This window comes from Pseudomonas sp. NPDC087614 (assembly GCF_044743485.1).
In the GTDB taxonomy this organism is placed as follows: Bacteria; Pseudomonadota; Gammaproteobacteria; order Pseudomonadales; family Pseudomonadaceae; genus Aquipseudomonas; species Aquipseudomonas baetica_A.
Window position 1 is genome coordinate 111,250 of sequence record NZ_JBIUWN010000005.1, and the last position, 25,268, is coordinate 136,517.

Consider the following 25,268-nt stretch of genomic DNA (forward strand, 5'->3'; position numbering starts at 1 on the left):
GGGGCTGTTACACGGGCCATTCCATTACACGCCGTTCCTGCTTGGAAATGACGTAGTTCAACAATCCGATGTCGGCGTCCCCTCCGGGGGGCTCCCCGGTAGGTACCGCTTACATCGCATTGTTCAACTACTGCTTTGCCAAGCAGCATGGCGGTGAGTTCATCCTGCGCATCGAAGACACCGACCAGTTGCGTTCGACCCGCGAGTCCGAACAGCAGATCTTCGACGCCCTGCGCTGGCTGGGTATCGACTGGAGCGAAGGCCCGGACGTCGGCGGTCCGCACGGTCCGTATCGCCAGAGCGAACGCGGCGACATCTACCAAAAATACTGCCAGCAACTGGTCGACATGGGGCATGCGTTCCCGTGCTTCTGTACCGCTGAAGAGCTGGATCAGATGCGCGCCGAGCAAATGGCTCGCGGCGAAACCCCACGCTACGACGGCCGCGCACTGCTGCTGTCCAAGGAAGAAGTCGCGGCCCGCCTGGCCGCTGGCGAACCCCACGTCATCCGCATGAAAGTGCCGAGCGAAGGTGTTTGCGTGGTGCCGGACATGCTGCGTGGCGACGTCGAGATCCCGTGGGATCGCATGGACATGCAAGTGCTGATGAAGACCGACGGCCTGCCGACGTACTTCCTTGCCAACGTAGTCGACGATCACCTGATGGGCATCACTCACGTATTGCGCGGCGAAGAGTGGCTGCCATCGGCGCCGAAACTGATTCTGCTGTACGAGTACTTCGGCTGGGAGCAACCGGAGTTGTGCTACATGCCGCTGCTGCGTAACCCGGACAAGAGCAAGCTGTCCAAGCGCAAGAATCCGACCTCGGTGACGTTCTACGAGCGCATGGGCTTCATGCCGGAAGCGATGCTCAACTACCTGGGCCGCATGGGCTGGTCGATGCCGGACGAGCGCGAGAAGTTCTCGCTGCAGGAAATGGTCGACAACTTCGACCTCAAGCGCGTGTCCCTCGGCGGACCGATCTTCGACATCGAGAAACTGTCGTGGCTCAACGGCCAGTGGTTGCGTGACCTGCCGGTGGAAGAGTTCGCCGCGCGCGTGCAGAAGTGGGCGTTCAACGCCGAATACATGATGAAGATCGCGCCGCACGTCCAGGGCCGTGTTGAAACCTTCAGTCAGGTTGCACCGCTGGGCGGGTTCTTCTTCGCCGGCGGCGTCAATCCGGATGCCAAGCTGTTCGAATCGAAAAAGCTCTCGGGCGATCAGGTTCGCCAATTGATGCAGTTGATCCTGTGGAAGCTCGAAAGCCTGCGACAGTGGGAGAAGGACAACATCACCGCGACGATTCAGGCGGTGGTCGAATCCCTTGAGCTGAAACTGCGTGACGCGATGCCGCTGATGTTCGCGGCCATCACCGGGCAAGCGAGTTCGGTGTCGGTACTCGACGCGATGGAAATCCTCGGGCCGGACCTGACCCGTTTCCGCCTGCGTCAGGCGATCGACCTGCTGGGCGGCGTGTCTAAGAAAGAAAACAAAGAGTGGGAAAAGCTGTTGGGCGCTATCGCCTGATTGCGTTTGACGCTGCAGGAGGCGCTGAAGGCCGGGATCGTTTGATGCCGGCCTTCGGCGTTTTCCCCAGATATACGGGGTGAGGGCGGTAAGTGGTTGTTATGTCGGCAAAAAACTTTGAAATATTTTAAAAATAAGTTTGACAGCCCTCTGATGCGCCATTAAGATTCGCCCCGTCCTCAGCGATGACATCAACGATGAGGGGCTATAGCTCAGCTGGGAGAGCGCCTGCATGGCATGCAGGAGGTCAACGGTTCGATCCCGCTTAGCTCCACCAATTTTACAGCTCATGGTCTGGCCACACCGGCCGTGAGTCGATCAGCTCTCAGCACTGATCAGTTGTATAGAAGGGTTTGTGTCCCCTTCGTCTAGTGGCCTAGGACACCGCCCTTTCACGGCGGTAACAGGGGTTCGAGTCCCCTAGGGGACGCCACGATTACCCGCTCTGCGGGATTTATAAGGGTCATTCAATTATTGAATGGCCCTTTTGTTTGTCTGGCGTTTGGCCAATTCTCCTTTTTCCTTACACTGTGCTTCAGACCAGCGGTCATATCCTCGACTTGCAGAATATTATTATGAGAATAATATTCTGGTCGTAATATTCGGAGGCAACGATGAACGATAAAAAAGCTCAGACCCGCGAACGCATCCTCAAGGCTGCCAGTGCCGCGCTGATCCAGCGCGGCCCGGCGGACCCAAGCGTAGGCGAAGTGATGGGCGCAGCCGGGCTGACCGTAGGCGGCTTCTATGCGCACTTCGAAAGCAAGGACGCGATGATGCTGGAGGCGTTCAAGCAATTGCTCGGTCGCCGCCGCGACTTGATTGCCGACATGGACACCGAGCTGACCGGTGAAGAACGTCGCGCACTGGTCGCTACGTTTTACCTGTCGCGCAAGCACCGCGACTCCAGCGATGCAGCCTGTCCGATCCCGGCCTCGATCGGTGAGCTGGGGCGTTTGCCGGAGTCGTTCCGCATCGCGCTCAACGAACACCTGGAATTGATGATTGCGCAGTTGGCGTCCAGCCCTGAGGACACCGACAAAGCCCTGGCCGACGTGGCCTTGATGGTGGGTGGGCTGGCACTCGCAAGAGCGCTCGGCCCGGGAGATTTATCCGATCGATTGCTGCGCGCCGCCAAGTCGGCGGTGCGTTGACCTGAAGGCAACACGCCTGAGGAGAGAGCGATGAACACGTTGAAGTGGGTTCGTGGCGTTAATGGCACCTTGGGCTGGATTGCACCGAAACGCGTGGCGAGCAAAATGCGCCTGGCGTTCATGACGCCGCGGTCGCTGCCCCTGCGGGATTGGGAGTTGCCGCTGCTGGCCAATTCCGAACGCATCACGTTGCGCTTCGGTCTGTCAGCCCTGCGCTGGGGCCAAGGCCCGACCGTTTTGCTGATGCATGGCTGGGAAGGGCGGCCAACCCAATTCGCCGCGCTGATCACTGCGCTGGTCGAAGCCGGTTACACGGTCGTCGCACTCGATGGCCCGGCTCACGGCAGATCGCCAGGGCGTGAAGCCAATGTCGTGCTGTTCGCTCGCGCCATGCTCGAAGCGGCTGCCGAACTGCCGCCACTGCAAGCCGTTATTGGCCATTCCATGGGGGGCGCCAGTGCGATGCTTGCCGTGCAGTTGGGCTTGCGCACCGAAACCCTTGTCAGCATCGCTGCTCCCGCCCGAATCCTGGGTGTGCTGCGCGGGTTCGCCCGTTATGTCGGCATGCCGCCCAGAGCGCGTTCGGCATTTATCCGCCAGGTCGAGCAGGATGTCGGCATGCGCGCCGCCACGCTGGATGTCGCCCATTATCAGTTGGATATGCCCGGTCTGATCGTGCATGCCGAAGATGACAATTTTGTCTCGGTCAAAGAGTCTCAATGGATCCACGAAGCCTGGTTCGACAGTCGTCTTCTGCGCCTCGAAAGCGGTGGTCATCAGCGCGTGCTGGCCGACCCTCGGGTGATTGATGGCGTGTTATCACTGTTGGCCGGCCGCAGCCTTCAGGCACGGCAATCGGCCTGAGCATCCGTTACACTGCCCCGGTTGAATCATCTGACCGGGAGTGGGGCATGGGCTGGGATCGAGCAACGCCGTTTACCATTGATCTGCAAGTAGGCGCCGAGGACATCGACGGGCTGGGCCACGCAAACAACGCGGTCTACGTGACCTGGCTCGAACGCTGCGCCTGGCGCCACTCGCAGCGTCTGGGGCTGGATCTGGTCGAGTATCGGCGGCTCGACCGGGCGATGGCGGTGGTGCGTCACGAGATCGATTATCTGGCAGCCGCCTATGAGGGCGACGAACTGCAATTGGCGACCTGGATTGTCGATTGGGATCAGCGCCTGAAAATGACCCGGCATTTCCAGCTGATCCGCCCGAGCGACAACGCCACTCTGTTGCGCGCCCAAACCACGTTCGTCTGCATCGAACTGTCCACCGGCAAACCCAAGCGCATGCCGGCGGAGTTCATCGAGGGGTATGGCCCGGCGATCCAGTCGTCAGAGTTAGCGAAAATCTAAATGTGGGCTTGCTCCCACAAGGGATCTGCGGTTTTTCTCGTAATCCAGTAAACTGCCGCACGTTTTTCCTCTGAGTAGTGTTTTTTCCATGCAAATTGCTCTGGCGCCCATGGAGGGGTTGGTCGACGACATCCTTCGTGACGTGCTGACCCGCGTTGGCGGCATCGACTGGTGCGTGACCGAATTCATTCGGGTCAACGATCAGTTGCTCACCCCGGCCTATTTCCACAAGTTCGGCCCGGAGCTGCTCAACGGTGCGCGCACGGCGTCCGGAGTGCCTTTGCGCGTCCAGTTGTTGGGTTCCGACCCGGTGTGCCTGGCGGAGAACGCTGCACTGGCCTGCGAACTCGGCTCCGAAGTGATCGACCTCAACTTCGGTTGTCCGGCCAAGACTGTCAACAAATCCCGTGGTGGGGCGGTGCTGCTCAAGGAGCCTGAGCTGCTCAACCAGATCGTCGAGCACGTGCGTCGCGCCGTGCCTGCGCACATCCCTGTCACCGCAAAAATGCGTCTGGGCTTCGACAGCCCGGACGGCTCGCTGGTCTGCGCCACGGCGTTGGCTGAAGGCGGCGCCGAACACATCGTGGTTCACGCCCGAACCAAAATGGATGGCTACAAACCGCCGGCGCATTGGGAGTGGATTCCTCGCGTGCAGGACGTGGTCAAGGTGCCGGTATTCGCCAACGGCGATATCTGGAGCGTCGAAGACTGGCGCCGTTGCCGTGAAATCAGCGGCGTGGAAGACATCATGCTCGGTCGCGGCCTGGTTTCGCGCCCGGATCTGGCCAGGCAGATCGCCGCTGCACGTGCTGGTGAGGAAGTGGTCGAGATGACCTGGGCCGAGCTGATGCCATTGATTCAGGATTTCTGGCTGCAAGCCAAAGCGCAGATGACTGCGCGCCAATCCCCGGGCCGTCTGAAGCAATGGCTGGCCATGCTGACACGCAATTATCCCGAAGCCACTGAGCTGTTCACCGTCCTGCGCCGTGAGACGGAACCGGATTATGTCTCGCGCTTGCTGGGTCTGCCGGTCGCTGAAGTGGCCTGAAAAAAATCTGAAAATAATCTCTTGAAATCAAATCAGTGGTCCCTATCTAAGGGGTACGCGATGCCGAATTCGGGTCGCGCAGACATAAAACCTTGCTGATTGTTTTCAGGAGATTTGAACCATGAGCACTGCATTTTCCCTCGCACCGCTGTTCCGTTCCTCGGTAGGCTTCGACCGTTTCAACGACCTGTTCGAAACCGCCCTGCGCAACGAGCCAGGCAGCACCTATCCACCTTACAACGTGGAAAAACACGGTGATGACCAATACCGCATCGTCGTAGCGGCAGCCGGTTTCCAGGAAGAAGACCTGGAACTGCAGGTCGAGAAGGGTGTGCTGACCGTCAGCGGCGGCAAACGTGACGCCAACGAAGGCGTGACCTTTCTGCATCAGGGCATTGCCCAGCGTGCTTTCAAACTGTCCTTCCGCCTGGCCGATCACATCGAGATCAAGGCTGCCGATCTGAGTAACGGTCTGCTGAGCATCGACCTGCTGCGGGTGATTCCGGAAGAGGCGAAGGCCAAGCGCATCCCGATCAACGGGACGCAAAAGCCGGCTCTGCAGCACTGATTCACTTGCGCACACACACATTGTCTGAACAGGCGCTGAGCCGTTGAACGAAGGCCCCGATACGTCGGGGCCTTTTTTGTGCGCATGCGTCCTGCTTGAGTGAGCCGAGTACCAGCGCCGACAACTCTTCCGGGCTGAACTGACGAGCACCGAGCTGGACTTGTTTATCGCTGCCCATGAAACGTTTGAATGCTGCGGCGGTGCGATCAGGGTGCGTGGTCAGGCGCGCGCGGGCGGCTTTGCCCACCAGAATCGTGTCGTCTTCATCGAGGCTGACCACCGAGGGCGTCAGCACATCACCCAAGGCGTTGGGAATCAACCGGGCCTGACCGTCCTGCCAGACGGCGATCAAGCTGTTGGTGGTGCCAAGGTCGATGCCCAGCAGGGCCGGGCGGGGGAGGGTTGCATCCTGCATGACAGATCTCGAAACGGCGCAAAAACCGCGACCCTACAGGTTGCTGTCAGCACTGGCAATTGCCGTTCTGTTGCAAGCTGCGCGTCTGCGAACATCAGGACAGCAGCTTTTTCAGTTCTTCCAGCGGCAATGGTCGACTGTGTAAATAACCCTGATACAAGTGACAGCCCAGGCCTTGCAGAAAGGCCAATTGTTCCGGGGTTTCCACGCCTTCGGCAATCACTTCCAATTGCAGGCTGCGGGCCATGGCGACGATGGCGCGGATGATCTCGGCGTCGTTTGGGTCGGTGGTCGCATCGCGGATGAACGACTGGTCAATTTTCAGCGTATCCACCGGTAAACGCTTGAGGTAAGTCAGCGACGAGTAACCGGTACCGAAATCGTCCATGGCGAAGCTCACGCCGAGTTTTTTCAAGCGGCGCATTTTGTTGATGGTGTCTTCCAGGTTCTGGATGACGATGCCTTCGGTGATTTCCAGTTTCAGCAGCGAGCAGGGCAGGCTGTGGCTGGTCATGCTGTGTTCAATGCGCTCGACGAAGTCGTTCTGCCGGAACTGCCGGGGGCTGATGTTGACGCACAGACTGAAGTTAAGCGGATCAACCAGTTTCAGGGCGATCAACGTTTTGAATGCCTCGCAGGCTTCGTCGAGGATCCACGTCCCGACTTCCAGAATCAGGCCGCTATCCTCCAGCACTTTGATGAACTCGGCGGGCGACTGTGCGCCGAGAGCCGGGTGATTCCAGCGTACCAGTGCTTCGGCGCCGATGATGCGGTTGTCCCGAGCGTCGATCTGCGGCTGAAAATGCACGTTGAATTCGCCGCGAGACAAGGCCAGGCGCAAGTCGGTCTCCATGCGCAGTCGTTCGCTGGCGGCTTTCTGCATGGTGTGGTGATACATCTGCGTGGTGTTGCGCCCGGAATCCTTGGCCCGGTACAGGGCAATGTCGGCGCGCTTGAGCAGGTCGGTCGGGGTCGAGCCGTGGTCCGGAATCAGCGCCACGCCAATGCTTGGCGTGACCTGCAAGCGCTGACCGTCGAGAAACATGGGCTCCGATAGCAGTTCACGGAGCGTGTCGGCCAGTTCGCGCACTTGCGTGCTGACTTCATTGCGCGAGCCTTCCAAACCGCTGAGCAATACCACGAACTCATCGCCGCCCAGACGGGCGACCGTGTCTTCCATGCGTACGCTCGCTTCAAGGCGGGCGGTGATGATTTTCAGTACCGTGTCGCCGACCGGGTGGCCGAGCGAATCGTTGATGTGCTTGAAGTGATCCAGATCGAGAAACAGCAATGCGCCACGCAAATTATGGCGTTTGAGCAGGGCGATCTGCTGGCTCAGGCGATCCATCAGCAGGGCACGATTGGGCAGGTTGGTCAGCGGATCGTGGTAAGCCAGGTGGCGGATTTGTGCTTCAGCGTTTTTCAGCAGGCTGACGTCCCGAGCGGTGAGCAGCAGGCACGCTGTTTCATTCAGGGTGATCGGTTCGACCGAGACTTCTACCGTCAGCAATTCCCCGCGCTTGTTGCGCCCGAGCATTTCCTGGTGATGCACGCGGCCCTTTATCTGTAATTCGGCAAGCAACGCCGAGCGCTGTTTTTCTTCGGCCCAGATGCCCACCTGATAGGCGGTTTTGCCCACGACTTCATCGGCGCGATAACCGGTGAGGCGACAGAAACCGTCGTTGACCTCCAGATAGCGCCCGGTATCGCGCTCGGTAATGGTGATCGCGTCGGGGCTGGAGTGAAATGCCTTGGCAAACTTCTCTTCGCTGGCTTTGAGCGCCGCTTCCGAACGTTGCTGCTGGGTGATGTCGCGCAGCGTGGTGACGATGCACGGTTGATTGCCAACGCTGATCTGGCGACTGGAAATCACGCAGGTCAGCGATTGGCCATCCTTGTGCTGGACGATGATCGCCACATTGCTCAGGCCTTGTTCGCGGATCACCCGTTCGATACGTTGCAGGCTTTTCGCCGAGGCATCCCACAGGCCGATTTCTTCGGCGGTGTGGCCAATGATATCAACGGCGCTCCAGCCGAATGTTTGGCTGAAGCTTGAATTGATCTCGATGAACTCGCCGCTGTCCTGGCGCGTAACGCAGATCGGATCGGGGCTGACCTGAAACAGCGTGGCGAATTTCTCTTCCGACGCGACCAGTCGTTGCTCGCGCTCGACCTGGTCGGTGATGTCCAGCAACGTGCCGGCCATGCGCAGCGGGGCGCCGTTTTCGTCGCGATAGAGGCGGGCGCGGCTTTCCAGATAGCGTGAACTCCCGTCCGGGAGCTGTACGCGATAAGTCAGCTGATAATTGCCCGCCGGGCCTTCGCGCAGGCTACGGTAGGCATCGCGCATGCTGTCGCGTTCTTCGCCGGGCACGCCTTCGAAAAACTCGTCGAACGATTCATGAAACGGTTTCGGCTCCAGGCCGTGCAATTGCGCGGCTCGTGCCGAGCCGTAGAGCATGCCGCTGGGGATGTGCCAGTCCCAGGTGCCGAGTTGTGCCGAGTCCAGCGCCAGGTCGAGGCGTTCCTGGCTGTCCTTCAGCGCGTGTTCGGCGGCTTTGCGTTCGGTGGTGTCGAGGAAGGTGCTCAGCAGATACGGCTGGCCTTCGAGTTCGACTTTCTGCGCGCTGAGAATGCCGTCATGAACCTGACCATTGCTGGCGCGAAACTGCACTTCCATGCTGATCAGTTCGCCCTTGGCCTTGGTTTTCTTCACCAGTTCGGCCCGTTCCTCCGGATGCACCCACAGGCCCAGTTCCAGCGTGGTGCGGCCAATCGCGCTCTGCACCGGCCAGCCGAACAGGCTTTCGAAATACTGGTTGGCTTCGCTGATCAGGCCGTCTTCCTGGCGGGTCAGTAAAACCATGTTCGGACACAGGTGAAACAGCGTGGCGAAACGTTTTTCCGAGCTGCTCAGGGCCTGTTCGCGTTGCCGTTGGTGGGTGATTTCGCGAATCACCCCGATCATTCGGGGGCGGCCGTTTTTGTCCGGGAGCAGACTTCCGCTGACCTCCAGCCAATGCAGGCTGCCATCGGGCCAGCGGATGCGGTGATGCATCGCCTGTTCCAGCGGCGCTCCGGCGATCACTGCGTGGAAGGCGCGAACGGTTTTTGCCCGGTCTTCCGGTGGCAACAGGTCAAGGTATTCGAGGTCTTCGGGCAGTGGCTTGCGCGGATCGAAACCGAACAACGCCTGCGTCCCCCGCGACCAGCTGATCTGCCCGCGTTCGATGTCCCAGTACCAGGCGCCGAGCCTTGCGCCATTGAGCGCGGCCAGTAATTGCGGCGCGCTCTCCCAGCTCTGCTCGGAGTAACGCGGGTCAATGGCTTGAATGCGCGGCATCGGCGGAATTCGGTCAACAGACTTCGGCATCGTTAACAGGCCTTGAGCGGATGGTGGCGTTAGGCACAGGGACAGCGGCTCTATAGGAGTAGCACAAGTTAGCCCAGAGTCCCTGGCAGATCGATTTGTGCGTCCAATAAGGCCATAAATGCTCTTGCCGCATTCGATAGCGTCCGTTCGGTGTGCACGATATAGCCTAGCTGGCGGCTGAGTTGTATGCCCGGCAATGCGATGCTTGCCACCTGCTCATCGAGCATGGTGCGCGGCAAAACGCTCCAGGCAAGGCCGATGGAAACCATCATCTTGATGGTTTCCAGATAGTTGGTGCTCATGGCGATGTTCGGCGCCAGCCCTTGGGCCTCGAATAAGCGCTGCACAATATGGTGTGTGAAGGTATTTCCGCCGGGGAATACGGCCGGATGACGGGCGATGTCCTCAAGAGTGACGGGGCCATTACTGATCAGCGAGTGTTCCGGAGCGACGACAAAATCCAGCGGATCGTCCCAGACAGGTGTGGCTTTGACCAACGAATGAGGCTCCGGCGCCAGGGTGATGACCGCCAGTTCTGCACGCCCATGGAGAATTTCCTCGTAGGCCACTTCCGAATCGAGGAACTGAATATCCAGCGCGACCTGTGGGTAGCGGCGGGTGAACTCTCTTAATAAGGGGGGCAGGCGGTGCAGGCCGATGTGGTGACTGGTGGCCAGGGTCAGGCGGCCGCTGACTTCGCCGGTCAGGTTGGTCAGGGCGCGGCGGGTGTCGTCCAGCACGTTGAGGATCTGATAAGCCCGTGGCAGCAGGGCGCGACCGGCCTCGGTCAGGCCGACTTCACGGCCCAGTCGATCGAACAGGCGCACCTTCAATTGCTGTTCCAGCCCGGCAATGCGCTTGCTGATGGCCGGTTGTGTCAGGTGCAGGCGTTCACCGGCGCCGGAGAAGCTGCCAGTCTCGGCAATCGCGATAAAAGCGTTGAGGTTGGCCAGATCCATTGGTTGTATTCCAGTTGGTTATCCAAAGCATAAAAAATATGAATTTGAGTTATTTAATGTAACCCCATAGGATCGGCCTCACAAGCCAAAGGGTTATTGATAAGCCCAAGGCATAGAAACAAGCTGATGAGGAACCGTCTGATGGCCGGCAAAACGCTCTACGACAAGCTCTGGGATTCGCATTTGGTCAAGCAGCGCGACGATGGCTCGGCGCTGATTTACATCGATCGTCACATCATTCACGAAGTGACCTCGCCGCAAGCCTTTGAAGGCCTGCGTCTGGCCGGGCGCAAGCCATGGCGTATCGATGCCAACATCGCCACCCCGGACCACAACGTACCGACGACTCCGGAGCGCAAGGGCGGCATCGAAGCCATCGCCGACCAGGTCTCGCGTTTGCAGGTTCAGACCCTCGATGACAACTGTGATGAGTACGGCATCGTCGAGTTCAAGATGAATGACGTCCGCCAGGGCATCGTCCATGTGATCAGCCCGGAGCAGGGCGCGACCTTGCCGGGCATGACGGTTGTGTGCGGTGACTCGCACACCTCGACCCATGGCGCATTTGGCGCATTGGCTCACGGCATCGGCACTTCCGAGGTCGAGCACGTGCTCGCCACCCAGTGCCTGGTCGCCAAGAAAATGAAAAACATGCTGGTGCGCGTCGAAGGCCAATTGCCGTTCGGCGTGACCGCAAAGGACATCGTCCTTGCCGTGATCGGCAAGATCGGCACCGCCGGCGGTAACGGCCATGCCATCGAATTTGCCGGCAGCGCGATCCGCGACTTGTCCGTCGAAGGCCGCATGACCATCTGCAACATGTCCATCGAAGCCGGCGCCCGCGTGGGTCTGGTGGCCGCGGATCAAAAAACGGTCGATTACGTGAAAGGTCGTCCATTCGCACCGAAAGGCGCGCAGTGGGACATGGCGGTCGAGGCCTGGAAGGATCTGGTTTCCGACGTCGATGCCAGGTTTGACACTGTGGTTGAACTCGACGCTGCGCAGATCAAGCCGCAAGTCAGTTGGGGCACTTCGCCGGAAATGGTCCTGGCCGTTGATCAGAACGTCCCTGACCCGGCCAAAGAGATGGATCTGGTCAAGCGCGACTCGATCGTCCGCGCCTTGAAATACATGGGCTTGACCGCCAATCAGGCGATCACCGACATTCAACTGGATCGCGTGTTCATTGGTTCCTGCACCAACTCGCGGATCGAGGATTTGCGCGCTGCGGCAGTCATCGCCAAGGGCCGTAAAGTCGCTTCGACCATCAAGCAAGCGATTGTGGTGCCGGGTTCGGGTCTGGTGAAGGCGCAAGCTGAATCCGAAGGCCTGGACAAGATTTTCCTCGACGCCGGTTTCGAGTGGCGTGAGCCGGGTTGCTCGATGTGCCTGGCAATGAACCCGGATCGTTTGGAGTCCGGCGAACATTGCGCCTCGACGTCCAACCGTAACTTCGAGGGCCGTCAAGGCGCCGGTGGCCGTACCCACCTCGTCAGCCCGGCCATGGCTGCTGCGGCAGCGGTGAACGGTCGTTTCATCGACGTTCGTGAATTGATTTAAGGAGCGCAGCATGAAAGCTTTCACCCAGCACACTGGTCTTGTCGCGCCTTTGGATCGTGCCAACGTCGACACCGACCAGATCATTCCGAAGCAGTTCTTGAAATCGATCAAACGCACCGGTTTCGGCCCTAACCTGTTCGACGAGTGGCGTTACCTGGATGTGGGTCAACCGTATCAGGACAACTCCAAGCGCCCTCTGAACAAGGAATTCGTCCTCAACGCCGAGCGTTATCAAGGCGCCAGCGTGTTGCTGGCCCGCGAGAACTTCGGTTGTGGCTCCAGCCGTGAGCACGCGCCGTGGGCGCTGGAAGAATACGGTTTTCGCAGCATTATCGCGCCGAGTTACGCCGACATCTTCTTCAACAACAGCTTCAAGAACGGCTTGCTGCCGATCATCTTGAGTGACGCTGAAGTCGACGAACTGTTCAAACAGGTCGAGGCCGAGCCGGGTTATCAATTGCAGGTCGATCTGCACGCGCAAACCGTGACCCGTCCGGATGGAAAGGTTTACAACTTTGAAATCGATGCGTTCCGCAAGCACTGCCTGTTGAACGGTCTGGACGATATCGGTCTGACCTTGCAGGACGGCGATGCGATTGCGACGTTTGAGGCCAAGCATCGGGTCAGCCAGCCGTGGTTGTTCCGCGACGCGTGATTGATTCGAGATTGATGCAGTCAGGGCCAGCCTCTTCGGGAGCAAGCCCCCTCCCACAGGGTTGTTGTATAGGCCACAAATCCAGGGTGGGAGGGGGCTTGCTCCCGAAGGCGGCAGTCTAGGCAATACAAGGCTAAAACCAAAAGGAAGTCCCCATGGCCAGCACTGCCCAGCACACTCAGGTCGTACAAAAGCAATTCGGTGAGCAGGCCGCCGCCTACCTGAGCAGCGCCGTTCACGCGCAAGGCACCGAATTTGCGCTGCTACAGGCTGAACTGGTCGGGCAGGGCGAAGCCCGAGTACTGGACTTGGGGTGTGGCGCCGGTCATGTGAGTTTTCACGTCGCACCGCTGGTCAAGGACGTGGTCGCTTACGATCTGTCGCAGCAAATGCTCGACGTGGTCGCAGCCGCTGCCGTTGATCGCGGCCTGAGTAACATTGCCACCGTCAACGGCGCCGCCGAGCGATTGCCGTTTGCCGATGGCGAGTTCGACTTTGTGTTCAGCCGTTATTCGGCGCATCACTGGAGCGATCTGGGTGTGGCTCTGCGCGAAGTGCGTCGGGTGCTCAAGCCCGGCGGTGTGGCGGCGTTCGTTGATGTGTTGTCGCCGGGTAGCCCGTTGTTCGACACTTACCTGCAAAGCGTCGAAGTGCTGCGCGACACCAGTCATGTGCGCGATTATTGCGCCGGCGAGTGGTTGCGGCATGTCAGCGAAGCCGGGCTGCATACCCGCAGCACCACGCGGCAGCGTTTGCGGCTGGAGTACAGCAGTTGGGTGGAGCGCATGCGTACACCCGAAGTGATGCGCGCGGCGATCCGTCAGTTGCAGCAGTCGATGGGTAACGAAGTGCGCGAATATTTCGAGATTGCGGCCGATGGTTCGTTCAGTACAGATGTCATCGTGCTGATGGCCGAGCGATAAGAATTTATCCGGGCGTGCCGGTAATGGCGCACCGATTGAAGACACGAGGAAAGCATGAGCAAGCAGATTCTGATTCTCCCAGGTGATGGTATTGGTCCGGAAATCATGGCCGAAGCGGTCAAGGTTCTTACGCTTGCCAACGACAAGTACAGCCTGGGTTTCGAGCTGAGCCATGACGTGATCGGTGGCGCCGCCATCGACAAACACGGCGTGCCGCTGGCCGACGAAACCCTCGACCGTGCCCGTGCTGCCGACGCCGTGCTGCTGGGCGCCGTGGGCGGCCCGAAATGGGACACCATCGAGCGCGACATCCGCCCTGAGCGCGGCCTGCTGAAAATCCGTGCGCAACTGGGCCTGTTCGGCAACCTGCGTCCGGCGATTCTCTACCCGCAGTTGGCCGACGCGTCGAGCCTGAAGCCGGAAATCGTTGCCGGTCTGGACATCCTGATCGTCCGTGAGCTGACCGGCGGCATCTACTTCGGCGCGCCTCGTGGCACCCGCACGCTTGAAAACGGCGAGCGTCAGGCCTACGACACCCTGCCGTACAGCGAAAGCGAAATCCGCCGCATCGCCCGTGTCGGTTTCGACATGGCCATGGTGCGCGGCAAGAAGCTGTGCTCGGTGGACAAGGCCAACGTGCTGGCGTCCAGCCAACTGTGGCGTGAAGTGGTCGAGCAGGTGGCCAAGGATTACCCAGAGGTCGAGCTGAGCCACATGTACGTCGACAACGCCGCCATGCAACTGGTGCGCGCACCGAAGCAGTTCGACGTGATCGTGACCGACAACCTGTTTGGCGACATTCTGTCCGACGAAGCGTCGATGCTCACCGGCTCCATCGGCATGTTGCCGTCCGCTTCGCTGGACTCCAACAACAAGGGCATGTACGAGCCTTGCCACGGCTCGGCGCCGGACATCGCAGGCAAAGGCATCGCCAACCCCTTGGCGACCATTCTGTCGGTATCGATGATGCTGCGTTACAGCTTCAATCTGCACGACGCGGCCGATGCCATCGAAAAAGCCGTCAGCGTGGTGCTGGATCAAGGTCTTCGCACCGGTGACATCTATTCGGCCGGTTGCACCAAAGTCGGTACGCAGGAAATGGGTGACGCAGTAGTCGCCGCGCTGCGGAATCTGTAATCTCTCGGGCCCGCTGCGAAATTCAATACAAAGCAGCGGCCCACTTTTCAAAAAGGTGTAGTTGCGATGAAACGTGTAGGTCTGATCGGTTGGCGCGGGATGGTCGGTTCCGTGCTCATGCAGCGGATGCTGGAAGAGCAGGATTTCGATCTAATCGAGCCGGTGTTTTTCACCACGTCCAATGTCGGTGGCCAATGCCGGTCTGTGGGCAAGGTCATTGCTCCGCTCAAGGTTGCTTACAGCATTGATGAGCTGAAGACCCTCGACGTGATTCTGACCTGCCAGGGCGGCGACTACACCAGCGAAGTGTTCCCGAAGCTGCGCGAAGCCGGCTGGCAGGGCTACTGGATCGACGCGGCTTCCAGCCTGCGCATGAACGATGATGCGGTCATCATTCTCGATCCGGTCAACCGCAAGGTCATCGACCAGCAACTGGATGCAGGCACCAAGAACTACGTCGGCGGCAACTGCACCGTCAGCCTGATGCTCATGGGGCTGGGCGGTCTGTTTGAGGCGGGTCTGGTCGAGTGGATGAGCGCCATGACCTATCAGGCCGCTTCTGGTGCCGGTGCGCAGAACATGCGTGAGCTGATCAAGCAGATGGGCGCGACCCACGCCGCTGTCGCCGATCAACTGGCCGACCCGGCGAGCGCGATTCTTGACATCGACCGTCGTGTGGCCGAAGCCATGCGCAGCGACGCGTACCCGACCGAGAACTTCGGCGTACCGCTGGCCGGCAGCCTGATCCCGTGGATCGACAAGGAACTGCCGAACGGCCAGAGCCGTGAAGAATGGAAGGCCCAGGCCGAGACCAACAAGATTCTGGGTCGCTTCAAGAGCCCGATTCCGGTCGATGGCATCTGCGTGCGCATCGGCGCCATGCGTTGCCACAGCCAGGCACTGACCATCAAGCTGAACAAAGATGTGCCGATCGCCGACATCGAAGGGTTGATCAGTCAGCACAACCCTTGGGTCAAACTGGTACCAAACCAGCGCGAGATCAGCATGCAGGAGCTGAGCCCGACCAAGGTCACTGGCACCCTGAATGTTCCGGTCGGTCGTCTGCGCAAATTGAACATGGGTTCGCAGTTCCTCGGCGCCTTCACCGTCGGCGACCAACTGCTGTGGGGCGCGGCTGAGCCGCTGCGTCGCATGCTGCGGATCCTGCTGGAGCGTTGATCGCTTGAAGCCATGAAAGAGCCCGCCCCTTGTGAGAGGTGCGGGTTTTTTATGCCTGAATTTTTTCGGGTGACTGTGCCGGCCTTTTCGCGAGCAAGCCCGCATGGGAATGCATTTCAAGTGTGTGGGGGCTTGCTCGCGAAGGCGTCCGGACGGCCACCACAAATCCCGCAGAAATTGCCTGCATGGCGGTCACCCGGTAAAGTGCCGCTCCCCCCGTTTCGCCAGAGGCCGCACCATGACCCAGACCCTAGATATTGCCGTGATCGGCGCCACCGGTACTGTCGGCGAAACCCTCGTACAGATTCTCGAAGAGCGCGACTTCCCGGTCGGCAACCTGCACCTGCTGGCCAGCAGCGAGTCTGCCGGCAGCTCTGTGCTGTTCCGTAACAAGAATGTGCGCGTGCGCGAAGTCGATGAGTTCGATTTCAGCAAGGTCAAACTGGTGTTCTTCGCCGCCGGCCCGGCCATCACCCTGAGCTACGCCGCTCGCGCCCATGCCGCCGGTTGCTCGCTGATCGACCTGTCCGGCGCCTTGTCGGCCGAGCAAGCGCCGCAAGTGGTGCCGGAAGCCAACGCCGATGTGCTTGCCGGTTTGAAAGCGCCGTTTCAGGTCAGCAGCCCGAGTCCGTCGGCTACCACGCTCGCCGTGGTGCTGGCGGCGCTGCGTGATCTGATCGACCTGCAATACGTGAATGTCACCGCCAATCTGGCTGTTTCCGCCCAGGGGCGCGAAGCGGTCAGCGAGTTGGCGCGACAGACCGCCGAACTGCTGAACATGCGTCCGCTGGAACCCACGTTCTTTGACCGGCAGATGGCGTTCAATCTGCTGGCTCAGGTCGGCACGCCTGACGCAGCGGGCCATACGCTGCTGGAAAAACGTCTGGTGCGCGAGTTGCGTCAGGTGCTGGCTCAGCCTTTATTAAAGATTTCCGCAACTTGCGTTCAAGCCCCGGTGTTTTTTGGCGATAGCCTTAGCGTGACCTTGCAGTCAGCAAAGGCTGTCGACCTGGAAAAAATCAACGCTGCACTCGAAGATGCGCCGGGAATCGAGCTGGTTGAAGCCGGTGATTACCCGACAGCAGTCGGTGATGCGGTAGGGCAGGACGTTGTCTATGTCGGTCGCGTGCGCAGTGGTGTCGACGACCCGGCGGAACTTAATCTGTGGCTGACGTCAGATAACGTACGCAAAGGTGCAGCCCTTAACGCTGTGCAGGTGGCTGAATTGTTGATAAAAGACCTGCTGTAAAAGATACTTGGCAACAATTTGTCGACCGATTCTAGGTGAGCGCTATGCTTGCCCGAAGCGCTTGACGACGTGTCACCCTCCGGGACCTTCCGGGGCATCAATGAAATGATCGCGCGCGGCATCTGTCGTCGTCGCGCGCAATGCCTTACGGCAGCGGCAATCAACATCTTCTCGCTGGCCGAGGAACGTTCAAACAAAGGATGAGGCTATGGTTCAAGTTCGCAAACTGGTGTTAGCAATAGCGGCCGCCTCGGCGCTGTCCTCCGGTATGGCGCATGCCCTCGGGCTCGGGGAACTGACCCTGAAGTCGACCCTGAACCAGCCGCTGATGGCCGAGATCGAGTTGCTCGACGTCAAGGATCTCACCGCGGCCGAAGTGGTGCCGAGCCTGGCTTCCCCTGAAGATTTCGCCAAGGCCGGCGTCGATCGTCAGGCCTTTCTAAACGATCTGACCTTCACCCCGGTGCTCAACGCCAGCGGCAAAAGCGTACTGCGCGTGACGTCGAGCAAGCCGTTGTCGGAGCCGATGGTCAAATTCCTCGTGCAGGTGATGTGGCCCAATGGCCGTCTGCTGCGCGATTACAGCGTGTTGCTCGATCCGTCGAAGTTCTCGCCGCAGACCGCTGACGCCGCTGCGCAACCGGCGCCGTCGCAAACCATCACCGCGCCGACCACTGGCGCAACGCATCCTGCCCAGTACACCACGACGCCGCGCGATACCTTGTGGGAAATCGCGGCAAAGGCGCGCAACGGTGGTTCGGTGCAGCAGACCATGCTGGCGATTCAGGCGCTTAACCCGGACGCGTTCATTGGCGGCAACATCAACCTGCTGAAAACCGGTCAGGTGCTGCGCTTGCCGGACTCGGTGCAAAGCACTGCGCTGCCGCAGTCCAGGGCCATCGCTGAAGTTGCAGCGCAGAACGAAGCCTGGCGTCAGGGGCGTCGCTATGTGGCCAAGCCTGGCACCGGCCAGCAACAGCTTGATGCGACCAAGCGTGGTCGCGCCAATACCGGTGTTGCGCCGAATGCCGAAGACAAACTGAGCCTGGTTTCGGCCGAAAGCGCGAAGGCGCGCGGTAAAGGCCCGGCAGGCGATGCCAAGGCCTTGAGCGATAAGCTTGCGGTCACTCAGGAAAGCCTCGACACGACTCGTCGTGACAATGAGGAACTGAAAAGCCGCATGGCCGATCTGCAAAGCCAACTGGACAAGCTGCAACGCCTGATCGAGCTGAAGAACAATCAACTGGCGAAAATGCAGGCCGAAGGGCCTGGCGCTGCGCCAGCCGTGAATCCTGCTGTTGCACCGGTGCCGGCCATCACCGCCGAGTTGGCTGCTACGCCTGCAGAAGCTGCATCGGCCTCTCCGACCCCGGAATCGGCTATTGCGCCGCCGGTTGATACGCCGGCTGAGACTCCAATTGTCGAGCCGAAACCGGCTGTCGATGACGAGAAGACATTCAACGAACTGCTGACCAATCCGGTCCTGCTGGGCCTAGTCGGTGGTGGTGCCGTCGTTCTGCTGCTCTTGCTGCTGTTGTTGGCCCGTCGCCGCAAAGCCCAGCAAGAAGCCGATAAGCATGTGCGCATGGCCCGCGCTCTGGCCGATGAACAAGACTTCTCCGCCGAGCAGGATCTGCCGGAAAGCAGCTTCGAAGGTCTGGAAGTGCCTGCTGCGAGCGTCAAACTCAATACGCCGGCTCCAGCGCCAACTCCAGCGCCAGTAGTGGCGCCTATCGTGATGGCCGAACCTATTGCCGCGCCACTGGTTGCGCCGGCAGCCGAGCGTTCTGACGATGTGTTGGACAAGGCGCAGTCGCACATCAGTGCCGGTCGCCTGAACCAGGCTGCTGCGTTGCTGGAAGAGGGCGTCAGCCTCGAGCCGCAGCGCAGTGACCTGCGTCTGAAGTTGATGGAAGTCTACGGTCAGCAGGGCGACCGCGATGCGTTCGTGGGGCAGGAGCGTCAATTGGTGGCCAATGGCGACAACTTCGCCAAGGTCGAAGAACTGAAAAGTCGCTTCCCGGCCATGGCGGTAGCGCTTACGGCTGGTCTGGCGGCTGCCGCTGTCGCCGCCGAACTGGATGCACAATACGTCAAGGACTTGCTGCTGGATGAGCCGCAAGAGCCCGCACCGGCATCTGTGGAAGATGATCTGGACAGCACGTTTGACCTGAGTCTGGATGACCTCGACAACATTACCCCGGTGGAGCCTGCACCCGTCGTTGAGCCGCAAGCGCCCGTTGAACTCGACGAATTCCCGTCAGACGACGACCTGAGTTTTGAATCGGTGCTGCAACAGCAGACCGACATCAAAGAGAACCTGGATGACCTGTCGGATTTCGATCTGGATCTGGATCTTGGTGCCGAGCCAGCCCCGTCCACGGCCGCATTGGCCGATGACGACTTCCTGCTGGATCTTGATGAAGGTGTGAAGGACCTGCCGCCGGTCGAGCCGCCGGTCGTTGCTGACGTGCCGCAGGATGATCTGGAGCTGCCAGCCGATTTCGATCTGTCGCTGTCTGACGAGATGGATAGCAATCCAGCCGCTGAACCGGATGCGTTCGCTGCCGAACTCGATGACGTCAATGCCGAGCTGGATCGTCTGTCGCAGAGCATTGCCGAGCCAACGTTCACCGAAGCTGATGCGGCGCTGGGTGGGGATCTGGGCGAAGACGATTTCGATTTCCTCGCCGGCACCGACGAGGCGGCGACCAAGCTTGATCTGGCCCAGGCCTACATCGATATGGGCGACAGCGACGGCGCCCGTGACATTCTCAACGAGGTGTTGACCGAGGGTGACGAGAAGCAGCGCGGCGAAGCCAGGGAAATGCTGTCGAACCTGGTTTGATTCAGCCATTAGCGGTAAACAAAGCGGCAGCCCATTGAGGCTGCCGTTTTTGTTTGGGTTGGATTCGGCGGTGCTTGATTGGCCGTCTTCGCGAGCGAGCCTGCTCCCAGCGTTGGAATGCATTTCAATGGTGTGCGGGCTTGCTTGCGAAGAGGCTGGGCCGGTCGGCAGAGAACTCACTGGCATCCCCGGTTCACAGCCTTATAATGCCCGCCTTTGCAAAAACAGCAGGCTGTCCCACCTTGGCAAACATAGATAACCCGGTCGCCGAAATGGCGCCCGACGGCTTTTACCGCATCGCGCTGGGCGTTGAATACAAAGGCTCGCGCTACAGTGGCTGGCAGCGTCAGTCCACCGGTGTGGCTACGGTGCAGGAAGCCCTCGAAAAAGCTTTGTCGAAAGTCGCCAACTCGCCGGTTTCGCTACAGTGCGCCGGGCGTACCGACGCGGGCGTACATGCCTGTGGACAGGTGGTGCATTTCGACACTCAAGTCGATCGCTCGCTCAAAGCCTGGGTGATGGGCGCCAACATTAACCTGCCCCACGACATCAGTGTCAGTTGGGCCAAGGTGATGCCGGCGCACTTTCATGCGCGGTTCAAAGCCATCGCCCGGCGTTATCGCTATGTGATCTACAACGATCAGATCCGTCCGGCGCATCTCAACGAAGAAATCACCTGGAATCACCGTCCGCTGGATGTCGAACGCATGGCCGAGGCAGCGCAATACCTGATCGGCACCCATGATTTCAGCGCGTTTCGTGCCGGTCAGTGCCAGGCCAAGTCGCCAATCAAGAAGATGCATCACCTGCGCGTGACCCGTCACGGCAAGATGATCGTGCTCGATATCCGCGCCAATGCTTTCCTGCACCACATGGTGCGCAACATCGCTGGCGTGCTGATGACCATCGGCGCGGGCGAGCGCCCGGTTGAATGGATGAAGGAAGTGCTGGAAAGCCGCGAACGTCGTTCCGGTGGTGTGACGGCGCATCCGTATGGTCTGTATCTGGTGCAGGTCGAGTACCACGATGAGTTCCCGTTGCCCGAGCGTTTTATCGGGCCACACTTCCTGACGGGTTTCTCGGAACTTGACGGCTGACGCCCTCGAACGCTTTTGTTACCATCCGGGACTTTCCCGGATTTGCCTCGGAGTTTTTATCGACATGTCAGCCGTTCGCAGCAAGATTTGCGGGATTACCCGCATGGAAGACGCGTTGGCTGCTGTTGAGGCCGGGGCGGATGCGATCGGATTCGTGTTCTACGCCAAGAGCCCGCGCGCGGTGACCGTGCAGCAGGCGCGGGCGATCATCAAGTCATTGCCGCCATTTGTGACCACGGTGGGCCTGTTCGTCAACGCCAGTCGCTGCGAGCTGGGGGAAATCCTCGATGCCGTGCCGCTGGATCTGTTGCAGTTCCATGGTGATGAACCGGCGGATGAGTGCGAAAGCTGGCATCGTCCTTACATCAAGGCATTGCGGGTCAAGGCCGGTGACGATATTGCTGGCGCCTGCAACGCCTATCCGACCGCCAGCGGCGTGCTGCTCGACACCTATGTCGAGGGGGTGCCCGGTGGAACCGGCGAGGCGTTCGACTGGTCATTGATTCCTCGGGGGTTGAGCAAGCCGCTGATTCTGGCGGGCGGGCTGACCCCCGAGAACATTGCAGACGCCGTGGCGCGGGTTCGGCCTTACGCGGTGGACGTCAGCGGTGGGGTAGAAGCGAGCAAAGGCATCAAGGATCATGCAAAGATTCGGGCGTTCATCAACGCTGTACGCAAAGCGCCATATTGATGTGACGGCTGGCAGTCTGCCGCCGTCCATCAATGCACTTGCACAAAGCAGGCGAGGCTGAGGGTTTTTGGGTTGTACGAAGGTCAGTTTTGCTGGCCCGGCGCCCCACCAATCATCGCCACACACATGAATTTAGCTGAAGGGCATACGCGGGGCTGCGAACCAGAGCGTTCGGGCCGCCGGTACTGGAGAAAGAAAGCATGAGCAACTGGTTAGTAGACAAACTGATCCCTTCGATCATGCGCTCGGAGGTCAAGAAGAGCTCGGTGCCTGAAGGTCTGTGGCACAAATGCCCGTCCTGCGAGGCTGTGCTGTACCGTCCGGAGCTGGAAAAGACCCTGGACGTTTGCCCCAAGTGCAACCACCACATGCGCATCGGCGCACGGGCGCGCATCGACATCTTCCTCGATGCCGAAGGTCGCAATGAACTGGGCGCCGATCTGGAGCCGGTTGACCGTCTTAAATTCCGCGACGGCAAGAAGTACAAGGATCGCCTGACCGCTGCTCAAAAGCAGACCGGTGAAAAAGACGCACTGATTTCCGTAAGCGGCACCCTGCTGGGTATGCCGGTGGTGGTTTCGGCGTTTGAATTCAGCTTCATGGGCGGTTCCATGGGCGCCATCGTCGGTGAGCGTTTCGTGCGTGCTGCCAACTACGCGCTGGAAAATCGTTGCCCGATGATCTGCTTCGCCGCCTCCGGTGGTGCGCGTATGCAGGAAGCGCTGATCTCGCTGATGCAGATGGCCAAGACTTCCGCTGTGCTGGCGCGTCTGCGTGAAGAGGGCATCCCGTTCATCTCCGTGCTGACCGATCCGGTCTACGGCGGCGTTTCAGCCAGTCTGGCCATGCTAGGCGACGTGATCGTTGGCGAACCGAAGGCCCTGATCGGTTTCGCCGGCCCGCGCGTTATCGAGCAGACCGTGCGCGAAAAACTGCCGGAAGGCTTCCAGCGTAGCGAGTTCTTGCTGGAACACGGTGCAATCGACATGATCATCCACCGTCAGGAACTGCGCCCACGTCTGGGTAACCTGCTGGCGCAAATGACCGGCAAGCTGACGCCGGTGTTCGTCGCAGCGCCAATCGAGCCAATCGTGGTTCCGCCGGTGCCTGCCAACCTATGACCGAGCGCACCCTTGGCGAGTGGCTCGCCTACCTTGAGCAGTTGCATCCCTCGGCCATCGACATGGGGCTGGAGCGTTCGCAACAGGTAGCGTCCCGCATGGGGCTGGGCCAGCCGGCGCCCAGGGTGATTACGGTTACCGGCACTAACGGCAAGGGTTCAACCTGCGCTTTTGTGGCTTCTTTGCTGCGGGCACAGGGCCTGAGCGTTGGTGTCTACAATTCTCCGCACCTGCTGCGTTATAACGAGCGGGTGCAACTCAATGGCGTCGAAGCCACTGATTCGCAGTTGTGCCAGGCTTTTGCTGCCGTAGAGGCTGGGCGCGGCGACACTTCCCTGACTTACTTCGAAATGGGCACCCTCGCGGCGTTCTGGCTGTTTCAGCAGGCCGGGCTTGACGCTGTGGTGCTTGAAGTCGGTCTGGGCGGGCGTCTGGATACGGTCAATGTGGTGGACGCCGATATCGCACTGGTGACCAGCATTGGTGTTGATCACGCCGACTATCTGGGTGATACACGCGAGTCTGTGGCCTTCGAGAAGGCCGGTATCTTCCGCCAGGGCAAACCGGCCTTGTGTGGCGACCTCAATCCTCCGCAACCGCTACTCGACAAGGCTCGCGAACTGGCGTGCCCGTTCTTCCTGCGTGGGCGTGACTTCGACCTGGGCATCACTGATCAGTACTGGCAGTGGCGCGGGACTGACGCGCAGGGCTGTGTTGTCGAGTTGCACGATCTGCCACTGCTCGATCTGCCGATGGAAAACGCCGCGCTGGCGTTGCAGGCTTATTTATTGCTCGGTTTGCCGTGGAATGCGCCGCAGATCGCGGCGGCCTTGCAGGCGACGCGTGTGGTTGGGCGTCTGGATCGGCGTCCGTTCGAGTGGAACGGCAAGCGCCTGAACCTGTTGCTGGATGTCGGTCACAATCCGCATGCGGCCGAGTATCTGGCTCGTCGCCTGGCTTCGCGGCCTCCGGTTGGCAAACGTCTGGCGGTATTCGGCTTGCTGGCGGACAAGGATCTGGAGGGTGTTGTCGGCGAATTGAATGCTAGTGTCGAGCACTGGGCTGTGGCGCCGCTCGATTCGCCACGTGCTCGCCCGGTGAATGAATTACATGCGGCATTGCAGAACCTTGGCGCATCCGTCACGTCATACGATAGTGTCGCCGCCGCTCTGGAAGGGCAGTGCGCTGTTGCCATAAGCGACGACGAGATTCTGTTGTTCGGATCATTTTATTGTGTCGCCGAGGCCCTTGAATGGCTGGCCCGGCGCTCCACGGAGGAAGCGGCAAATGGCTTTGCTGGATAAAGCGTACAAACAGCGCATGGTCGGCGCTCTGGTGTTGGTGGCGCTGGCGGTGATTTTCCTGCCGATGCTGTTTTCCCGTCAGGATGAGCAGCGCCAGGTCACGGTTGATGCGCCAGCTGCTCCGCAAGCGCCTGCCGTGCCGCCAGTGCAGTTGGAGCCGGTTGCCGTGCCTGAGCCGCAAGACTTGCCGCAAGAGCCTGTGCCAAGTGATGAAGAGGTCGCCGAGCAAACGGCGCCTTCTGCGCCGATTTCACCGGCACCTGTGGCTTCGGCGCCAGTCGCCAAGCCGACTCCGGCACCCGTGGCCAAGCCGATTCCTGCGCCTTCTCAGCCTATTGCTGCAGCGCCGACCAGGCCTGACACCACGCAGAGTCGTGTCGATGCCAATGGTCTGTCGGTGAGCTGGTCGGTGCAACTGGCTAGCCTGTCGAGCCGTGCCAATGCCGAAAGCCTGCAGAAAACCCTGCGCAGCCAAGGGTACAACGCCTACATCCGTTCTGCCGATGGCAAGAATCGGGTGTTCGTCGGGCCTCTGATCGAGCGCGCTGAAGCCGATCGTCTGCGTGATTTGTTGAGTCGCCAGCAGAACCTCAAGGGTTTTGTCGTGCGCTTCCAGCCTGAGCGCGGTTAAAAACTATCACGCTGATTGAAAAGCACTGACAATCGCAGCTTACCGACAGCCATGCGCTCTGCTAAAATGCGCCGCCTTATCCGTCTGTAGGCTGCACTGTGCCATTTACCTGGGTTGACTGGGCGATCGTTGCAATCATCGCCATCTCCGCTTTGATCAGTTTGAGCCGCGGCTTCGTCAAGGAAGCATTATCGCTGGTGACCTGGATCATCGCAGGAGCTGTCGCCTGGATGTTCGGTGGCTCACTGTCCGAGTACCTCGCCGGATACATCGAAACCCCATCGGCCCGCGTGATCGCGGGCTGTGCGATCATGTTTGTCGCCACACTCATCGTGGGCGCAATGATCAATTATCTTATCGGCGAGTTGGTTCGCGTCACCGGGTTATCCGGGACCGATCGATTCCTCGGCATGGCCTTCGGTGCTGCGCGTGGCGCGCTGCTGGTGGTCGTGGCGATCGGGCTCCT

21 protein-coding genes, 2 tRNA genes and 1 pseudogene are annotated in these 25,268 nt (G+C 60.0%); 21 read left to right on the forward strand and 3 right to left on the reverse strand.

The genetic code is table 11. The features are described 5' to 3' along the window. Window positions 1-68: 68 nt before the first annotated feature. The 8 genes from gltX (at window position 69) to ACIOWA_RS03420 (ending at window position 5,660) form a co-directional block, all read left to right on the forward strand. Window positions 69-1,529 (forward strand): glutamate--tRNA ligase, encoded by a 1,461-nt coding sequence (gene gltX / locus ACIOWA_RS03385; protein ID WP_401158190.1) that lies wholly within the window; start codon window positions 69-71, stop codon window positions 1,527-1,529. A 201-nt stretch (window positions 1,530-1,730) separates the two neighbouring features. Then, a tRNA-Ala gene (locus ACIOWA_RS03390) sits at window positions 1,731-1,806 on the forward strand. A gap of 80 nt (window positions 1,807-1,886) precedes the next feature. Beyond that, window positions 1,887-1,962 (forward strand) — tRNA-Glu (locus ACIOWA_RS03395). 181 nt (window positions 1,963-2,143) lie between these two features. Further along, the gene (locus ACIOWA_RS03400; protein ID WP_339433435.1) at window positions 2,144-2,683 is read left to right on the forward strand and encodes a TetR/AcrR family transcriptional regulator; all 540 of its coding nucleotides are present in this window, start codon (window positions 2,144-2,146) and stop codon (window positions 2,681-2,683) included. Between the two features lie 30 nt (window positions 2,684-2,713). Then, a complete protein-coding gene (locus ACIOWA_RS03405) occupies window positions 2,714-3,547 on the forward strand; it encodes an alpha/beta fold hydrolase (RefSeq protein WP_339433434.1) in 834 nt (277 codons plus the stop codon). Window positions 3,548-3,594: 47 nt separating this feature from the next. After that, complete coding sequence (locus ACIOWA_RS03410) at window positions 3,595-4,044, forward strand: thioesterase family protein (RefSeq protein ID WP_339465537.1); 450 nt, start codon at window positions 3,595-3,597, stop codon at window positions 4,042-4,044. Between the two features lie 88 nt (window positions 4,045-4,132). Next, window positions 4,133-5,092: a tRNA dihydrouridine synthase gene (locus ACIOWA_RS03415; protein ID WP_401158193.1), complete on the forward strand. Its 960-nt coding sequence runs from the start codon at window positions 4,133-4,135 to the stop codon at window positions 5,090-5,092. A gap of 121 nt (window positions 5,093-5,213) precedes the next feature. Then, a complete protein-coding gene (locus ACIOWA_RS03420; protein WP_339433431.1) occupies window positions 5,214-5,660 on the forward strand; it encodes an Hsp20 family protein in 447 nt (148 codons plus the stop codon). An 88-nt stretch (window positions 5,661-5,748) separates the two neighbouring features. Here the strand turns inward: ACIOWA_RS03420 and ACIOWA_RS03425 are convergent. The 3 genes and pseudogenes from ACIOWA_RS03425 to ACIOWA_RS03435 form a co-directional block, all read right to left on the reverse strand. Further along, a pseudogene (locus tag ACIOWA_RS03425) lies at window positions 5,749-6,075 on the reverse strand (Hsp70 family protein); the annotation flags it as partial. Between the two features lie 94 nt (window positions 6,076-6,169). Further along, window positions 6,170-9,448 (reverse strand): PAS domain S-box protein, encoded by a 3,279-nt coding sequence (locus ACIOWA_RS03430; protein WP_339433430.1) that lies wholly within the window; start codon window positions 9,446-9,448, stop codon window positions 6,170-6,172. Window positions 9,449-9,516: 68 nt separating this feature from the next. Next, complete coding sequence (locus tag ACIOWA_RS03435) at window positions 9,517-10,407, reverse strand: LysR family transcriptional regulator (protein WP_339538337.1); 891 nt, start codon at window positions 10,405-10,407, stop codon at window positions 9,517-9,519. Between the two features lie 141 nt (window positions 10,408-10,548). On the opposite strand from ACIOWA_RS03435, the gene leuC reads away from it, so the two are divergent. The 13 genes from leuC to ACIOWA_RS03500 all read left to right on the forward strand — a co-directional run. Next, window positions 10,549-11,967, forward strand: a complete 1,419-nt coding sequence (gene leuC / locus ACIOWA_RS03440; RefSeq protein WP_339433428.1) for a 3-isopropylmalate dehydratase large subunit — start codon at window positions 10,549-10,551, stop codon at window positions 11,965-11,967. A gap of 10 nt (window positions 11,968-11,977) precedes the next feature. Beyond that, complete coding sequence (leuD, locus tag ACIOWA_RS03445) at window positions 11,978-12,622, forward strand: 3-isopropylmalate dehydratase small subunit (protein ID WP_339433427.1); 645 nt, start codon at window positions 11,978-11,980, stop codon at window positions 12,620-12,622. Between the two features lie 155 nt (window positions 12,623-12,777). Then, window positions 12,778-13,545 carry a class I SAM-dependent methyltransferase gene (locus ACIOWA_RS03450; protein WP_401158197.1) on the forward strand — a complete coding sequence of 256 codons (768 nt, stop codon included), beginning with the start codon at window positions 12,778-12,780 and terminating at the stop codon, window positions 13,543-13,545. A gap of 54 nt (window positions 13,546-13,599) precedes the next feature. Continuing rightward, the gene (gene leuB, locus ACIOWA_RS03455) at window positions 13,600-14,682 is read left to right on the forward strand and encodes a 3-isopropylmalate dehydrogenase (protein ID WP_064588354.1); all 1,083 of its coding nucleotides are present in this window, start codon (window positions 13,600-13,602) and stop codon (window positions 14,680-14,682) included. 66 nt (window positions 14,683-14,748) lie between these two features. Continuing rightward, window positions 14,749-15,861: an aspartate-semialdehyde dehydrogenase gene (gene asd / locus ACIOWA_RS03460; protein ID WP_401158200.1), complete on the forward strand. Its 1,113-nt coding sequence runs from the start codon at window positions 14,749-14,751 to the stop codon at window positions 15,859-15,861. 238 nt (window positions 15,862-16,099) lie between these two features. Beyond that, window positions 16,100-17,110 carry an aspartate-semialdehyde dehydrogenase gene (locus ACIOWA_RS03465; RefSeq protein WP_401158202.1) on the forward strand — a complete coding sequence of 337 codons (1,011 nt, stop codon included), beginning with the start codon at window positions 16,100-16,102 and terminating at the stop codon, window positions 17,108-17,110. A gap of 208 nt (window positions 17,111-17,318) precedes the next feature. Then, entirely contained in the window at window positions 17,319-19,958 is a 2,640-nt protein-coding gene (locus ACIOWA_RS03470; protein ID WP_401158204.1) for a FimV/HubP family polar landmark protein, read from the forward strand. 272 nt (window positions 19,959-20,230) lie between these two features. Continuing rightward, on the forward strand, window positions 20,231-21,055 hold the full coding sequence (truA, locus tag ACIOWA_RS03475; protein WP_339433468.1) for a tRNA pseudouridine(38-40) synthase TruA: 825 nt from the start codon (window positions 20,231-20,233) through the stop codon (window positions 21,053-21,055). 64 nt (window positions 21,056-21,119) lie between these two features. Further along, complete coding sequence (locus tag ACIOWA_RS03480) at window positions 21,120-21,746, forward strand: phosphoribosylanthranilate isomerase (RefSeq protein WP_401158206.1); 627 nt, start codon at window positions 21,120-21,122, stop codon at window positions 21,744-21,746. A 200-nt stretch (window positions 21,747-21,946) separates the two neighbouring features. Next, entirely contained in the window at window positions 21,947-22,867 is a 921-nt protein-coding gene (accD, locus tag ACIOWA_RS03485) for an acetyl-CoA carboxylase, carboxyltransferase subunit beta (RefSeq protein WP_401158208.1), read from the forward strand. Further along, on the forward strand, window positions 22,864-24,171 hold the full coding sequence (gene folC / locus ACIOWA_RS03490) for a bifunctional tetrahydrofolate synthase/dihydrofolate synthase (protein ID WP_401158210.1): 1,308 nt from the start codon (window positions 22,864-22,866) through the stop codon (window positions 24,169-24,171). Before accD ends, folC begins: the two co-directional genes overlap by 4 nt. Then, window positions 24,155-24,802, forward strand: coding sequence for an SPOR domain-containing protein (locus ACIOWA_RS03495; protein WP_401158212.1), 648 nt, complete (start codon window positions 24,155-24,157; stop codon window positions 24,800-24,802). Before folC ends, ACIOWA_RS03495 begins: the two co-directional genes overlap by 17 nt. 98 nt (window positions 24,803-24,900) lie before the next feature. Further along, window positions 24,901-25,268: CvpA family protein (locus ACIOWA_RS03500; RefSeq protein WP_401158214.1), on the forward strand; the 368-nt coding region annotated here is incomplete at its 3' end.